We start from the raw sequence: 15805 nt of genomic DNA on the forward strand, positions 1-15805 counted from the left end.
AGCAGAGATGCGTCAGAACTCGCTGGTGAAGTGGAAGCGGATGTGCGGGAAGTCTTGCTGTGCCATCTGCAGGATATAGCTACTCTCCGCTAGGTAGACGTCTCGACCGGCGCTATCTAGAGCCATATACTGAGCTTTGCGACGCTTGAAGTTGGCCAGCTCCTCGGCATCGTCGCTCTCGATCCAGCACGCTTTGTAGAGGTGCAGCGGCTCCCAGCGACACTCGGCGCCATACTCGTGGAGCAGTCGATACTGGATCACCTCAAACTGAAGTTGACCGACGGTCCCGATGATGCGTCTGCCGTTGAACTGATTGACAAAGAGCTGTGCTACGCCTTCGCCCATCAGTTGGTCGGTACCCTTGATGAGCTGCTTCTGCTTCATCGGGTCGGCATTCTCAATGTATTTGAAGTACTCAGGACTAAAGCTGGGTAGCCCCTTGAAGTGCAGCATTTCACCTGAAGTGAGGGTGTCGCCGATGCGAAATAGACCTGTGTCGGGGAGTCCTACGATGTCGCCTGCATAGGCGTCGTCGATGACCTCTTTCTTATTGGCCATAAAGGCGGTAGGGGAGGAGAAGCGCACCTGCTTGTCGAGGCGTGTGTGACGGTAGTAAGCGTTGCGCTCGAAGCGTCCTGAGCAGACCTTGACGAAGGCGATACAGCTGCGGTGGTTGGGATCCATATTGGCGTGGATCTTGAAGACGAAGCCAGTGAAGTTCTCTTCGTAAGGACTTACCTCTCTCTCCTCGGCCTGTACGGGCTGGGGTGAAGGTGCGATACGTACGAAGGTGTCTAGTAGCTCGCGCACACCAAAGGTATTGAGCGCTGAGCCGAAGAAGACGGGTGCCTGCTCACCAGCAAGATAAGCGTCGTGGTCAAACTTGGGGTAGACGCCCTCGACCATCTCGACCTCCTCGGCGAGTCGCTCGGCAGCGGCAGCGCCGATATGCTGGACGAGGTCGGGCGAGTCGAGGCTCTCGATGTGGTGAAGGTCCTCGACGACATGCTGCTTATTGGGCGTAAAGAGGTTGAGCTCGTGGTCGAAGATGTTGTACACGCCCTTGAAGCGGTCGCCCATGCCTATAGGCCAAACCATCGGAGTGGTTACGATGCCGAGCTCTTGCTCGACTTCATCGAGGAGGTCGAAGGGGTCTAGTCCCTCACGGTCTAGCTTGTTGATGAAGACGATGACGGGCGTGTGGCGCATACGGCACACCTCCATAAGGCGACGGGTCTGCTGCTCGACGCCCTTGGCATGGTCGATGACGATGATGACGCTATCCACGGCGGTGAGCGTGCGGTAGGTATCTTCGGCGAAGTCTTGGTGACCAGGGGTGTCGAGGATGTTGACTTTGTAGTCCTTATAGTTGAAGCCCATGACGCTGGTTGCCACGGAGATACCACGCTGACGCTCTATCTCCATGAAGTCACTGGTGGCGCTCTTCTTGATCTTGTTACTCTTGACGGCTCCAGCTACGTGGATGGCTCCTCCGTAGAGGAGTAGCTTCTCGGTGAGGGTTGTTTTACCAGCATCTGGGTGCGCTATAACGGCAAAGGTGCGACGACTGCTTATTTCTTTTTCTAAAGGGGTGGACATCGTGGGATGATTAGCTATTGTACTTGTAAACGAGCTGACGGATGACCTCGACAACCTCTAAGGTGCGGGCGCCTGTCAGCGTACTATCGTTGGGCAGGTAGAGCATATCGGGCGCCATGCTCTGCGCTACGCCACTGACGACACTGCTATAGGACTGAAGTGCGGGAAGCTCGCTGAGACTCTCAAGTGGTGGTAGGAGCGGGACGAACCGCTTCTCCTGCAGAGCTCTCCCGAGCTCGTGGTGAGAGAAGTGGAGCATCGTTGGCTCGATATGTATCGGCTGACTACTATAATTAGGACGATAGCAGTGCGGTGCGTCTTCTGGCCAGCTTAGATAGCGGAGTCCGAAGGCTTGCGTGAGGTACTTGCGGTAAAGCTTAGCCATAAGGCGCTTTTTATCTATGGCCTCCTCTAGATGCGCGATCTGAGGTAGTAGGACTGCGGCCTGTAGAGGGGCTAGCGGATAGGGGCGTAGCCAGGCTTCGATGGAGAGCTTCTCCTGAGCACTCCAACTGTGATAAGGTGCGGTGATGGAGAGGCTACGATTTTCCGACCAAGTGAGAGCGCCTGCTATGCCGGCCTGTATGATCTCGCCCGTGGAGAAGGAGAAGAAGGAGAGCTGTCCCCAGGTGCCACAGGCTCGCTCGTCGATAGAACTCCCAAGCGCCTGCGAGCAGTCCTCGATGATGGTCATATTGTACCGCTGCGCCACTTCGCAGAGGAGCTCCATATTGGCGGGGATGCCGTGAGCGTGCGCCACGATGATGGCGCGGGGTAGGGGAGTACCCGCATTGGTCATGCGCTCGAGATGCTTACCTAGGAGGAGCGGGTCGATCGCCATATTGAAGGAGGTGACCTCGACAAAGATCGGACGCAGTCGCATCGCGAGCAAACAGTCGACATACTCCTTGCGCCAGTAAGCTGGCACGAAAAGAGACTCACCCTCTCGCAACTGCAACATGCGGAGTGCGGCGGTAAGTGCTACTTGTGGCGAAGAGGTCAGATGGATCGTGCGCTCGACTCCCAACAAACGGCGCAATGCTTGCTCAAATCCCGTACAAAGTCCCGAGTCGGTCAGAAAATCGTCAGGAATTTGCTCTTTAATGGCCTCTTGTGATGGGTAAACGCCTTGATAGTTAAGTTGTTCTGTCGATATTGGAGGCATCTTCTATAGTTTCTCGTTTTGGCTAGTTTCGGGCTCTTAGGCTCTTTTGTCTCTCTCTTGGGCTGTGCGGTGAGGATATTTGGCAAAAAAGCTATGCCCCTCTCCACTTTTCATCGGTGTGGCGGGGCATAGCTTCCTAATTGGTCTCTTATCCCTCGATCGCCTTGAGGAGATTCTTGCCAAGACTGCTAGCACCTAGACGGAAGAGCTCAGGGGTGAGCCACTCCTCGCCAAGGATCTCCTTGACGATGCAGTAATACTTGACCACGTCCTCTGGCGTGCGGACACCACCGCTCGCCTTGAAGCCACGACGCTCACCGTGCTGCTCGTAATACTTGCGTAGCGTCTGACACATAACGTAAGCGGCCTCCAGTGAAGCGCCTGGATACTCCTTGCCTGTGGAGGTCTTGATGAAGTCTGCGCCTGAGTAGAGCGACAGGATCGATGCGATCTGTATCTGACGTGGGTCAGCGAGCAGACCGGACTCGATAATCACCTTGAGGTGCGCTCCACGAGCTGCGTCCTTGAGCTCCTCGATCTCGGTGCAGACACCTTCGTAGTCCTCTGAGAGGAAGCGGTTTAGGTTGAGGACGACATCTACTTCATTGGCTCCTTCGGCTACTGCCATAGAGACCTCAGCGACTTTGATCTCTAGGAAAGTCTGACTGGCAGGAAAGCCTGCAGCTACCGAAGCGATGCGTACATCGGGACAGGTGAGCGTGGCCTTGACCGTAGGCACTAGAGCGGGATAGACGCAGATGGCAGCTACGTTGGGAATGTCGGTATGATTGGCCTCAAAGTCGTTGACGCCAGCGACCATCTTGGTAACGCTCTCGTCGGTGTCGCCACCCATCAGCGTGGTTAGGTCAATACAGCTGTAGAGTAGCTTGAGGACTTCTGGTGTGTAGCACTCCTTATAGTGCTTGTCAATGATCTCTTGTACCTTGGCGGTAACATCTCCCTCGATGGGTTCGTAGAGAGAGATTGCTTTATGATACTTGTCTATCTGATGCATTGGTTTTTATTGTTTGAAGGTTTGTTATTCTGTTATATCTAAGGGCTGAGCGGTGAGCTTGCGGTTGTTTAGGTGACGAGTTGCGTCGCGATTTGTCTTCTTTTGGAGATTCTTCTCCAGCGCTTCTTGGAGGTTAACCCCGCATTGGTTGGCAATGCAGGTGAGTACCCAAAGCAGGTCCGCCAGCTCGTCCGCAAGGTCGAGATGATCGGACGCTTTGGCGCTCTGCTCGCCATAGAGCCGCGCCATAACACGTGCCACCTCGCCTGTCTCCTCCGTGAGGATCGCCATATTGGTCAGCGGGTCAAAGTAGCGTACGCCGTAGGTGCGTATCCACTCATCAACAAGCTGTTGTAGCTCGTCTAACGTCGTCTGCTTTGCCTTGTCTGTATATTTCATTAGAGCGTGTCAGTGTCTAGGATGATGGTCACAGGCCCATCGTTATGTATCTCCACCTGCATATCGGCTCCAAATTTACCGGTTTTAATTGAATCTGCACCCATAATGAGACGCATCTTTGCGACAAACTGTTCGTAGAGTGGCTCCGAAACCTCACCTTTGGCGGCCTCGATGTAGCTCGGACGGTTACCTTTGCGACAGTTTGCCATGAGTGTAAATTGGCTTACGACGAGCGCTTCGCCACCAATGTCCAGTAGCGAACGGTTCATCACGCCCTCCTCGTCGTCAAAGATGCGTAGCTTGCACACCTTCTGGCAGAGCTTCTCAATCTGCTCGGAGCCATCCTCGTAACCGATGCCGAGGAGTAGGACGATGCCCTGCTGAATGCTCCCGACGCAGTCGCCGTCGATCGACACAGAGGCGTGGGTTACTCGCTGTAAAAGTGCTTTCATACTGTTTCTTCTCTAGGTTGTTTCTGTGATTTCGTCAGGGTGTAGGTGATTGTATAGCTTGCTTCCCTTGCTAGCTCCGAGAGTCTCGATCAGTTCGGCACGACTAGCCTTGACAACCCGCTGAGGCGTCTTAAAGGCTCGCATCAAAGCCTCCTTACTCCGTGCGCCAATCCCAGGGATCTCGTCCAGGATGCTCTTCGTTTGCTGCTTCGAGCGACTGTCTCTGTGGAAAGTGATGCCAAAGCGGTGCGCTTCGTCACGTATATGACAGACTACCTTGAGCGTTTCCGACCGACGATCCAAGACCAACGGCTCCGATTCGCCTGGACGATAGAGCTCTTCGAAGCGCTCCGCAAGACCGAAGACGCATACCTTGTCGTAGATGCCCAGCTCTTTGAGCGTATCGCAGGCGACATGCAGCTGACCCTTGCCACCATCTATGATGATCAGATCGGGGAGCGATTGCCCCTCGTCCAGCATACGCCGATAGCGCCGGTAGATGATCTCACGCATCGTCCGATAGTCGTCAGCGCCGACCACTGTTTTCACATGAAACTTACGATACTCACTCTTCGCTGGCTTACCATTCTTAAAGACCACGCACGCAGCCACAGGGTTCGTGCCCTGAATGTTTGAATTGTCAAAGCACTCCATATGGCGGGGTAGGCGATCGATGCCGAGATCCTTCTTCATCGTGGTAAGGAGGCGTGTAGCTCGCTGCTCGGGATTGAGCTTCTCCTGACGCTTGTAGCAGTCCCAGCGGTAACCTGAGACATTGACCTGAGCTAGTTCGAGGAGATGCTTCTTTTCGCCCCGCAGTGGCACTGTGATCCGATAGCTGCCGCTCTCCCATTCGCCGGGCTCTGCGAGTATCACCTCACGAGCCGTGCTACCGAAGCGCTGTCGCAGCTCCTCGATCAGGTAGGCGAGCAGGTCGCTCCGAGAGGAGTCAACCGTCTTCTTGAAGGTTAAGTTGTGCGCTAGGACGACCGCCCCGTGGCGCACCTGCATCATGCAGACGAACCCGTTGACATCGTCCTCATCGTAAGCAAAGACATCCGCCTCGCGAATGTTTGGTGCGACAACATGCTTGCCCGAATAGCGACGTAGCACCTCAATGTTCTGACGGTGCTGCTCAGCTCGCTCAAACTCCAGGCGCTCGCTCATACGATTCATCTCCTCTACCTCTTCTTCTATGAGGATGCTGATCTCCCCCTTGAGGATACGTCGTGCCAGTTGCACAGAGTGGGCATATTCCTCCGCCGATACGAAGCCTTGGCAGGGGCCACCGCACTTTTTAATGTGGTATTGCAGGCAAAGGTCCACTCGTCGCTCTCGAACTACCTCAGGAGTCAAAGCATAGCGACACGAACGTAGCTGAAGGACCCGATGAATTAGGTCTATCACGGTGCGAGCCATCGCCACGTTGGGGTAGGGGCCGAAGTAATCCCCTTTGCCCACTTCTTTTCTCGTGGCAAAGATGCGGGGAAACGGCTCGTCCGTGATGACGATGCGTGGGTAAGACTTGTCGTCCTTGAGTAGTATGTTGTACTTCGGCAGGTGGGTCTTGATCAAGTTATTCTCCAAAACCAAAGCTTCTGCTTCGGTATTGACCACGAAGTACTCTAGCTGGCGAATTTCGCTGACCAGTCTCGTCGTCTTCGGGTCTTTTGGCGAATTGTTGAAGTAAGAGGAGACTCGATTGCGTAGATTCTTCGCCTTGCCCACGTAGATGATCGTCCCGTTCTTGTTGCGGTACTGATAGCATCCTGGCTCTTGCGGAATGGTCGGGAGGATAGCTTTGATTTCGTCTCGGTTCATTTCGGCTGTTTCACGTGAAACGGATGCTTATCGTCCCAGTAAGACGAGGAGTATGTTGATGTCACTCGGAGAGATGCCTGGGATGCGGGCAGCCTGAGCGATGGTGGCGGGGCGGATGCGGGAGAGCTTCTCGCGAGCCTCTATGGGGAGCGCAGAGATCTGCTGATAGTCGAGCTTGTCGCCCAGCGTTAGCGACTCGAGACGGTGAAGCTTCTGAGCAGCTTGCTCCTCTCGCTCGATGTAGCCCCGATACTTGATGGCGGTTTCGGTGCGGGTCAAGATCTCCGTGTCGTCGCCAATGATATTTCTCACCTGCGTGGCGAAATCGTCTAGATGGGCTGTCAAGTCCCTGAGCGAAACGTGTGGACGAAGGAGTAGGGTAGTGAGCTTGGTGCCGAAGTCTAGTGGCTTCTCGCCTAGAGTGGTAAGAAGTTCATTAACCGCCTCAGGCTTAACGGAATAGTTGGCGCAAAGTTGCTCTAGCTCGGCCATCCTTCGCTTGATCTGCTCAAGGCGACTTAGTCGCTCTGCGGTCGCTAGTCCCAGTCGCTCCGCATAGGGCGTCAGTCGCAGGTCGGCATTGTCCTGGCGTAGGAGTATACGGTACTCAGCGCGTGAGGTAAACATACGGTATGGCTCGTCGACTCCCTTGGTAACGAGGTCGTCAATGAGGACGCCAATGTAGGCTTCGTCTCGACGTAGGACAAGGGGCTGCTCACCACGTAGCGATAAGGCTGCGTTGATGCCTGCGAGGAGCCCTTGACCAGCCGCCTCTTCGTAGCCGGTGGTGCCGTTCACCTGACCAGCTAGGTATAGGCCAGAGACTAACTTACTCTCCAGTGTGTGGTGCAGGTCGCGAGGGTCAAAGAAGTCGTACTCGATCGCATAGCCTGGGCGGTAAAGCTGCACATGTCGCAGTGCGGGGATCGTCTGTAAAGCTCTGATCTGCGTATCGATAGGGAGTGATGAACTAAAGCCGTTGAGGTAGTACTCGTTCGTCTCCTCGCCCTCAGGCTCGAGGAAGAGCTGATGTCGTGTGCGGTCGGCGAAGTTGACGATCTTCGTCTCTATACTGGGGCAGTAACGGGGTCCAATGCTCTGTATCTGACCGTTGTAGAGTGGCGAGTCGCTGAGCGAAGCTCGGAGTATGTCGTGGCAAGCTTCGTTGGTATAGAGGATATAGCAGGAGCGCTGTCGTAGCGGGGACCTTTGCATCGGGAGGAAGCTAAAGTGTCCCGTCTCGTCGTCGCCTGGTTGCTCCTCTACGAGCGACCAATCTACGGAGCGACCGTCGATACGGGCTGGTGTCCCCGTCTTCATGCGGTCGGCATGATGTCCCGCCGCTACGAGACACTCCGTGAGGCCGTGGCTAGCCGGCTCCGAGATGCGTCCGCCTGGGATCATCGTCTTGCCGAAGTGCATCAGCCCCCCGAGGAAAGTTCCAGCCGTGACGATCACCTTTGCAGCTGTAAAGGTCATGCCCAATTGCGTCACTACCAGATGTTTGCCATCCGCTGCGGCAAACTTGATGTCTACGACGAAGTCTTGCCAAAGATCCAACCCGTCTGTCCTATCTAGCTGACCTCTCCATAGCTCCATAAAGCGCATACGGTCTAGCTGCGCTCGTGGACTCCACATGGCAGGGCCCTTGCTTCGGTTGAGCATGCGCCACTGTATGGTAGCCGCGTCGGATAGTTGACCCGTATAGCCGCCGAGTGCGTCTATTTCTCTCACTATTTGTCCCTTGGCAATGCCACCCATGGCGGGGTTGCAGCTCAGCTGCGCCACTTTGTTCATATCTCCCGTGATGAGGAGTGTGGAGGCGCCCATGCGAGCTGTAGCGCACGCCGCCTCACAGCCAGCATGCCCTGCACCGATTACGATAATGTCAAAGTGAGTAGTCATTGTAGATCCGTAGCCATAGCTGACGCCCGTCAGCCTTCTGCAAAGATACGAATTTAGAGGTTAGACGCTAGAGATTAGACCTTAGAGAGCCCTCTAGTAGCACTAGTGTCTCTTGTCCAAATAGCCCGAGCTTGCCCCTTTACAGCGAGCTCTATGGTCGGTAGATGCAAGCCACTTCGAAAAAAAGATGTCGGGATTGGACTCTTGAGAGGTCCAAATCCCGACATCGTCTTGCTCCGACCACGCTCAGCTTATGAGCGTAGCTATGAGGAGGGACTTCGTACTAGCGTACTACTACCTTGGAGGTATAAGTGTGTAGATCGCTAAAGATGCGAATTACATAGACCCCAGGCTCTAGACGCTTCTCAACAGTTGTAGAGACGAGCACTCCAGACATATCGTATAGCTCGAAGGCATCCACACGACCCTGGATGTTTAGGTAGCCCTCTTCGGCGGTTACGATGGGAGCTTGAGTTGGGGCTATAGGCTCGTTGGCTAGGCCACAGCCTAGCAGGGCGGTCTCGGCTGTATGTATTGCAGCGAAGCTCTTGTTAGCCTGAGTGATGCTGGGGTGAACGATAGCAACGACCTTGCACTGGTTGCGAGCCCAAGAGGGATTAAGAGTACCCTCCAGTGTGACGGTAAATGTACCGTCTGCATTAACCTTGAGCTTATCGCCCGTAGGAGCTGTGAGGAAGAGTCGAGCAGCGGCTTCGTGCTTGTAGCTTGAACTTGCGCCAGCTTGAGAGATAGAGGGGATGTTGTCCTCCGTTACGATGACCGTCAGGTAGAGATCCTCAGGGTCAAAGCTGTGCTTAAGAGCCACACCACCGATGACAGCCGTCAGCTTACCGTCGACAATTGACTGACTTATTCGCTCTATCTTGACACCTTGCTTATCGCTCTTCACCTCCTTCTTCCACGTATTAGCCACAGCGTTACCTACTCGTCCGTCTAGGGTCAGAGATCCGTCAGCTGATGTGACTGTGCGGTTGATAGATATAGATGGGAAGCCTTTGATCAAGAAGTAGGAGCCGAGCTTATCACTTTCCTGCATTGACAAGAAGTCTTTCCTAAAGTTATGGTACGCAATGTAGCTGACTCGCATTCCCTCAGCTTGAAGCTTCTTGATGAACGATCTAATGGGAGCGTCTGCTTGAGGACAGAAAGGACACGCCTCTCCCGTGAATCGCTCTATGAGGACCGTCTCTCTGCCAATAGCAAGAATCTCTCCGATACGATAGGGTAGGTTGAGGCGACGAGTTGCTAAGATGTGTGTCTTGCCATTAATCTTAGGTACAGCAAGGTGTAGGGCACCCATACCCTCGACCTCTGCGGGGATCTCAAAGGTGTACTCTCCGGTTTTACCAGGAGCTAGAGCCGTTGTTAGGTTGTGTGCGATGCTCTTGACCTCGCTAGAGCCAAACTGGTATGAGAACTCAAAGGAGGTGATTGGGTTCACACCTAGATTGCGCAGAGAGATTTTGACAGACTGCTTTTCATTTAGCTGGATATTCCGGTCGTTCCTCTTAAAGGTTCCCGTCGCACTCATCATATAGACTGTGTTTTGTGACATGCTATTGTCTTGTAGTGTGACGAAGATAAAAGCTGAGCCGAGCTTATTTCCCTTGGCGTATTGGATGCCAAATTCTTTTTGATTAGTACTTGTGGGAAAGGGATCGGTACCAATTCCTATGTATAGAGCCTCATCGATATCCTCCTTCTTGTCAAAGGGTAGGACATATGTATCGCGCTCATTCGTGGCTACAACTTTCGTGGCAAAGCCTACTAGATAGCGCTTACCAGGCTCGGTCACAAAAGGGGTCTTGAGAGTCATCTCATTCACACCAGCAGTAATCTCACAAGGCTCGTTGTAGAGCGTAGTCTGACCATCCTCTGATAGTACGAGGAGGTAAGCATCCTTGTCCGCCTTAGCAGCGGGAAAAGATATCTTCTCAATCTTGTTTGCTCCTGCATCAGGTAGCAGGATGTAAGCCGAGAGGTAGATATTTGTCCTACCTGTGCCTATAAAGGATGGCGATTCATTACGATCCGCATAGCCAAAACCCGTAAGAGTCTTTGTGTTGGCACGTAGTGTGGATGTCGCCGTTGAGCACTGCAGTCTCAAGGCTGTCTGCTCCTGAGCAGACCCCACAGAGACTGCTAGCAAGAGGGTTAGGAGATAGCTCCATAGAGTGAGAGTAGTCGTTCGATTCATAAGATAGAGTTATTTAAAAAGTTTGATCTGCGTACAACGCTAGAGGAGAGAGCCTCGGACGCCCGCATCTCCTACCGAGAGGTAAGGCACGGACACTTGGCTTCGCTCTATCTCAAAGCTGGTTGATGGGACAAATATAGTGTTTTTTATGAAAAGATGATTCCTATGTAGGTGTGACGCATTGTGTATAATGAGTTCATCTACGTATCTGTCAAGGAAATTGAACGATTCCTCCGTGGAGATTTTTGATTTTCCAGCGAGGAGCGGAGAGATTCTTCCGAACTTTCATTTCATTCTTCCGAAGTTTCATTTCATTCCTCCGAAGTTTCATTTCATTCCTCCGAAGTTTCATTTCGCCCCTCGGTGGAGGATTTTCATTTCCTCGTGAGCTCTTGTGGGATTTCTTCGGGAGAGATTGGCATCTAGAAGTATGTCAGAGTCGCTATAGCGTGAGTCTATAGTGCTACATCGTGTGAGACTGTTGACTAATGCCACAGGGCCACGGTATGATTGCGTCCTATGTTGAGATGGAGAGAGCGGATGTGTCCGTGATGAACACACCCGCTCTCTGTGTATTGTGGAGACTAGTGGCGATGCCTTAGTTTCGCATTGTGAGACTGTTGCATAAAGGCGAATCGCTGTGTTGCTTTCGGGATTCGGCTTCGGTCACATACGGAGGTATGCTCCCTTCAGACCTCACCCTCAGCGCCTTGCGCTTCATCCTTTCTGCAAAGTCAAGACAATCTTGCTTGCAAGATTGTGAGACTGTTGACTTTTGCAACAGTCGCATTGTGACTAGCTCGCTGGGCTACGCCTCCTTGCCGAGAAGTATCTCGAGACACTTGGCAGCTGAGTAGGCGACAGGTGTACCTGGGCCGAAGATTGCTGCCACGCCTGCCTTGTAGAGGAAGTCGTAGTCCTGAGCTGGGATGACACCGCCAGCGGTGACGATGATGTCGGGACGTCCGAGCTTGCGTAGCTCCTCAATGACCTGTGGGATAAGCGTCTTGTGTCCTGCAGCTAGCGAGCTGACGCCAAGGATGTTGACATCGTTCTCAACTGCCTGACGAGCACTCTCCTCAGGAGTCTGGAAGAGAGGCCCCATATCGACGTCAAAGCCGCAGTCGGCGTAGCCAGTGGCTACGACCTTGGCACCACGGTCGTGACCGTCTTGTCCCATCTTGGCAATCATAATACGAGGCTGACGCCCCTCACGCTGTGCAAACTCTGCAGCAAGTTGCTTGGCATACTCCAGCTGCTTGTCGTGTCCTGACTCTTTTGAATACACGCCACTGATTGTTCTAATTACTGCACTGTATCGTCCGACGACTGCTTCGCAAGCGTCGGATATTTCGCCTAGCGAGGCACGTAGACCAGCTGCCTTGACGGCTAGCTCGAGGAGGTTGCCCTGCTTGGTGCGTACACACTCGGTGATCTCCTTGAGAGCTGCCTGTACGGCTTGCTCATCGCGATTGGCACGGAGCTCCTTGAGACGAGCTATCTGGCTTTGACGCACGGAGGTGTTGTCGATCTCTAGGATTTCAATGGGATCCTCGTGCTCTAGGCGGTACTTATTGATACCAATGATGACCTGCTGGTTGGAGTCAATGCGAGCCTGCGTACGTGCGGCTGCCTCCTCGATACGCATCTTGGGAAGACCAGTCTCGATAGCTTTTGCCATACCACCGATCTTCTCAACCTCCTGGATGTGCTCCCACGCTCTGTGAGCTATCTCGTCTGTGAGCGACTCTATATAATAGGAGCCACCCCAAGGATCGATAGAGCGGCAGACCTGCGTCTCCTTCTGAATGTAGATCTGCGTATTACGAGCGATACGAGCAGAGAAGTCGGTCGGCAAGGCGATTGCCTCATCAAGCGCGTTGGTGTGTAGCGACTGCGTGTGTCCGAGAGCGGCAGCCATAGCTTCAATACAGGTACGCCCGACGTTGTTGTAGGGATCCTGCTCGGTGAGCGACCATCCCGAGGTCTGGCAGTGCGTACGGAGCATGAGCGACTTAGGATTCTCAGCGCCAAAGCTCTTGACCACCTTAGCCCAAAGCATACGTGCAGCACGCATCTTGGCAATCTCCATAAAGTGATTGACACCGATGCCCCAGAAGAAGGAGAGACGTGGCGCAAACTTGTCCACAGGGATGCCCGCATTGATACCAGCGCGGAGGTACTCAATACCGTCAGCGATGGTGAAGGCGATCTCTATGTCGGCCGTGGCGCCTGCCTCCTGCATGTGGTAGCCTGAGATGGAGATAGAGTTGAACTTCGGCATCTTCTGAGAGGTGTACTCAAAGATGTCGGCGATGATCTTCATTGAGAACTCGGGCGGGTAGATATATGTGTTGCGCACCATGAACTCCTTGAGGATATCGTTCTGAATGGTGCCCGCCATCTCTTCAAGCTTAGCGCCCTGCTCTAGACCCGCATTGATGTAGAAAGCGAGGACTGGCAGTACCGCCCCATTCATCGTCATAGAGACAGACATCTTGGCCAGGGGGATACCGTCGAAGAGTACCTTCATATCCTCCAGCGAGCAGATAGAGACGCCCGCCTTGCCCACATCGCCCACGACACGTGGGTGGTCAGCGTCGTAGCCACGGTGTGTCGGGAGGTCAAAAGCGACTGATAGTCCCTTCTGACCACTCGCTAGGTTACGACGATAGAAGGCGTTACTCTCCTCAGCCGTCGAGAAGCCTGCGTACTGACGTATCGTCCACGGACGGAACGGGTACATCAAGCTATACGGACCGCGGAGGAAGGGAGGCAACCCCGACACGTAGTCGAGATGCTCTAGACCCTCTATATCGTCAGCCGTGTAGACAGGCTTCACTTTAATCTGCTCAGGCGTCGTCCAGTTTGCCTCGAGCGCATGCTCCTTGCCCCACTTAGTGGCATCGGTGCGTCCAAACTGAGAGTGACTCAGGTCAATCTCTTTATATAATGGCTTTGTCATTTGTGTGTGTTACTTAGAGGGTTACTACGCTAGTCCGAAGATCTTGTTGAAGTGTTGTAGCGTCTCCAGCACGTTGCTACGGACATGGATGAAGTGCTCGATGCCGAGAGCCTGTAGTTGCTCCGTGCAGGCAGGATTGCCCGCTACGACAAACTGCGCTCTGCCGTCGAGTAGTCGGAACGCCTCAGGAGCGAAGGTCTCGTACTCGTCATCGCTAGAGCAGAGCACCACAATGTCTGCCTTAGCTGCGACAGCTGCGTCGATACCCTCTTGGACTGTTTCGAAGCCCAGGTTGTCGATGAGCTTGTAGCCAGCGCAACCGAAGAAGTTGCCCGAGAACTGTGAGCGAGCGAGTCTCATCGCTAGATTGCCGATCGTCAGCATGAAGACGACAGGCTGCTTGCCACGCTCCGTCGTCAAGCGGAGCGTCTCAAACTCATTAGCACCACGGTCGAAGTTGAGTGGCTGTAGTCCCTCCTGCTTTTCACCAGCAGAGCAGCCACATCCGGAGGTGATGACAGCAGGTGTCGCAAGCTTCTCGTGAGCTGTCTCCGTGAAGTTTGGAAATTCGTTAGTACCCAGTAGCGTCTCCTTACGCTTTGCCACAGCTCCGTGGCGCTGCGTATTGGTCTCCTGGAGGTCACGCTGTAGAGCGCCCGAGGTGACAAAGCTCTCAAAGCCACCCTCGCTAGCACTGATCTCACCAAAGAGCTGCCAAGCCTGCTCGGCAATCACATTGGTCAAGGTCTCTATGTAGTAAGAACCCGCAGCGGGGTCAACCACCTTGTCAAAGTGGCTCTCCTCGCTCAGCAGAAGCTGCTGATTGCGAGCGATACGCTCGGAGAAGTCGTTGCTCTCCTCGTAAGTAATGTTGAAAGGTAAAACCGTAATTGAGTCAACACCGCCCAAGGCTGCCGACATCGTCTCCGTCTGTGAGCGGAGTAGGTTGACATAAGCGTCGTAGATGGTCATATTCCACTGCGAAGTGGTAGCGTGCTGGCAAATCTTAGCCGCATCGCCCTTGTACTGGTCGCCATGCGCCCCGATGATCTCGGCCCATAGCCAGCGAGCTGCACGAAACTTCGCCATCTCGAGGAAGTAGTTTGAGCTAATGCCGAAGTGGAACTTGATCCTCCGAGCTATCTCCTCGACATCATGCCCACGAGCCACCATCTGGTCAAGCACCTCCGCACCCCAGGCGAGGGCATAGGCGAGTTCCTTGACGATACCCGCACCGGCGTTGCTCAGCATAGACGCCTCTACGATGTAAAGGCGCATCTGTGGAATAGGCTTGGCAATGTTGTAGAGTTGCTCTAGGATATCGTAGCGCTGTGCATTGACCATACCCTTCATCAGTTCCATCTTGAAGGGGTTGTATTCGACAGCGCCCCTTACGGCTGCACCATTAATCTTATGCTTCTGTACGTAAGCGACGAAGAGCTCTGCCAGCTCGACTGTACGAGAGATGCAGGTCGAGAGATTGATCTCTACGGCCGTCAGGTCTATTCCCTTGAAGAGTGTCTCCAGCGTCTCAGCAGAGAGTATCGTCTTAGAGATCTTAAATCCTAGGGAAGTGACCCCCTTGTTGAGTATATCTAGAGCCTTAGCATTTGCCTCAGCGGGATCCGTAACCTTGATCTCTTGGCGTACGAGCCACTCATTGTCTAGCTTCGTCGATCGCACGTAGGGATACTCACCAGGTAGTGCCAGACGTGAGGCATATTGAGCGATGTCTTCGCGTCTGTACATAGGCTGTAGACTAAAGCCTTCGGGCGTACGCCATACGAGCCGCTTGTCAAAGGAGGCACCCTTGAGATCGACCGTGACCTTCTCCAGCCACTGCTCTTTGCTTACGGGGGGAAAATCCCCAAAGAGCCGTTCTCTTTTATTTGCCATATCGTATTATGTGTGTGTTGTGTGAATTGATTGCGCAAAAGGTGCAACAATGAGGACTCTCTCCTATCCGATAGAAGCTAGTCAACCGCGTTGCTATCCGCAAAGATAAAAATTTCTCTTCAATAGAGCGTCACCTAAGCCTATTGTCCTCACGACAATAGCGCCAAAGGCTACAGATCTACGAAGCTCTTGCGACGCAAGACGAAGTCGCGTCCGAGGTACTTCTCACGCACGAGAGCGTTGTCTGCAAGCTGCTCCGCCGTACCCTGGAAGAGTACCTTGCCCTCGAAGAGTAGGTAGGCACGATCCGTGATACTAAGCGTCTCATTGACATTGTGATCCGTGATCAGGATGCCGATGTTGCGCTGCT

The 15805-nt window shown here is 53.7% G+C and carries 10 protein-coding genes and 1 pseudogene; all 11 read right to left on the reverse strand.

Features of this window, described 5'->3' with window-relative positions:
• Positions 1 to 12: 12 nt before the first annotated feature.
• Entirely contained in the window at positions 13 to 1599 is a 1587-nt protein-coding gene (locus Q0X57_RS03735) for a peptide chain release factor 3 (RefSeq protein ID WP_297727815.1), read from the reverse strand.
• A gap of 10 nt (positions 1600 to 1609) precedes the next feature.
• Positions 1610 to 2764 (reverse strand): DegT/DnrJ/EryC1/StrS family aminotransferase, encoded by a 1155-nt coding sequence (locus Q0X57_RS03740; RefSeq protein WP_297727819.1) that lies wholly within the window; start codon positions 2762 to 2764, stop codon positions 1610 to 1612.
• Positions 2765 to 2912: 148 nt separating this feature from the next.
• The gene (gene deoC / locus Q0X57_RS03745) at positions 2913 to 3779 is read right to left on the reverse strand and encodes a deoxyribose-phosphate aldolase (protein WP_297727821.1); all 867 of its coding nucleotides are present in this window, start codon (positions 3777 to 3779) and stop codon (positions 2913 to 2915) included.
• Positions 3780 to 3803: 24 nt separating this feature from the next.
• The gene (locus tag Q0X57_RS03750) at positions 3804 to 4178 is read right to left on the reverse strand and encodes a nucleotide pyrophosphohydrolase (protein WP_297727823.1); all 375 of its coding nucleotides are present in this window, start codon (positions 4176 to 4178) and stop codon (positions 3804 to 3806) included.
• Positions 4178 to 4630 (reverse strand): D-aminoacyl-tRNA deacylase, encoded by a 453-nt coding sequence (gene dtd, locus Q0X57_RS03755; protein ID WP_297727826.1) that lies wholly within the window; start codon positions 4628 to 4630, stop codon positions 4178 to 4180. The genes Q0X57_RS03750 and dtd overlap by 1 nt, the downstream gene beginning before the upstream one ends.
• A 12-nt stretch (positions 4631 to 4642) precedes the next feature.
• Positions 4643 to 6451 carry an excinuclease ABC subunit UvrC gene (gene uvrC / locus Q0X57_RS03760; RefSeq protein ID WP_297727829.1) on the reverse strand — a complete coding sequence of 603 codons (1809 nt, stop codon included), beginning with the start codon at positions 6449 to 6451 and terminating at the stop codon, positions 4643 to 4645.
• A gap of 27 nt (positions 6452 to 6478) precedes the next feature.
• Entirely contained in the window at positions 6479 to 8356 is a 1878-nt protein-coding gene (gene mnmG, locus Q0X57_RS03765) for a tRNA uridine-5-carboxymethylaminomethyl(34) synthesis enzyme MnmG (protein ID WP_297727831.1), read from the reverse strand.
• 283 nt (positions 8357 to 8639) lie between these two features.
• Positions 8640 to 10574 carry an Omp28-related outer membrane protein gene (locus Q0X57_RS03770; protein ID WP_297727834.1) on the reverse strand — a complete coding sequence of 645 codons (1935 nt, stop codon included), beginning with the start codon at positions 10572 to 10574 and terminating at the stop codon, positions 8640 to 8642.
• An 808-nt stretch (positions 10575 to 11382) separates the two neighbouring features.
• A complete protein-coding gene (scpA, locus tag Q0X57_RS03775) occupies positions 11383 to 13539 on the reverse strand; it encodes a methylmalonyl-CoA mutase (protein ID WP_297727837.1) in 2157 nt (718 codons plus the stop codon).
• A gap of 24 nt (positions 13540 to 13563) precedes the next feature.
• Positions 13564 to 15435 (reverse strand): methylmalonyl-CoA mutase small subunit, encoded by a 1872-nt coding sequence (mutA, locus tag Q0X57_RS03780; RefSeq protein ID WP_297727839.1) that lies wholly within the window; start codon positions 15433 to 15435, stop codon positions 13564 to 13566.
• Positions 15436 to 15605: 170 nt separating this feature from the next.
• Positions 15606 to 15805 (reverse strand): annotated as a pseudogene (locus Q0X57_RS03785) (LPS export ABC transporter ATP-binding protein); the annotation flags it as partial.

It is taken from the genome of uncultured Porphyromonas sp., assembly GCF_947254915.1.
Classification (GTDB): domain Bacteria; phylum Bacteroidota; class Bacteroidia; order Bacteroidales; family Porphyromonadaceae; genus Porphyromonas.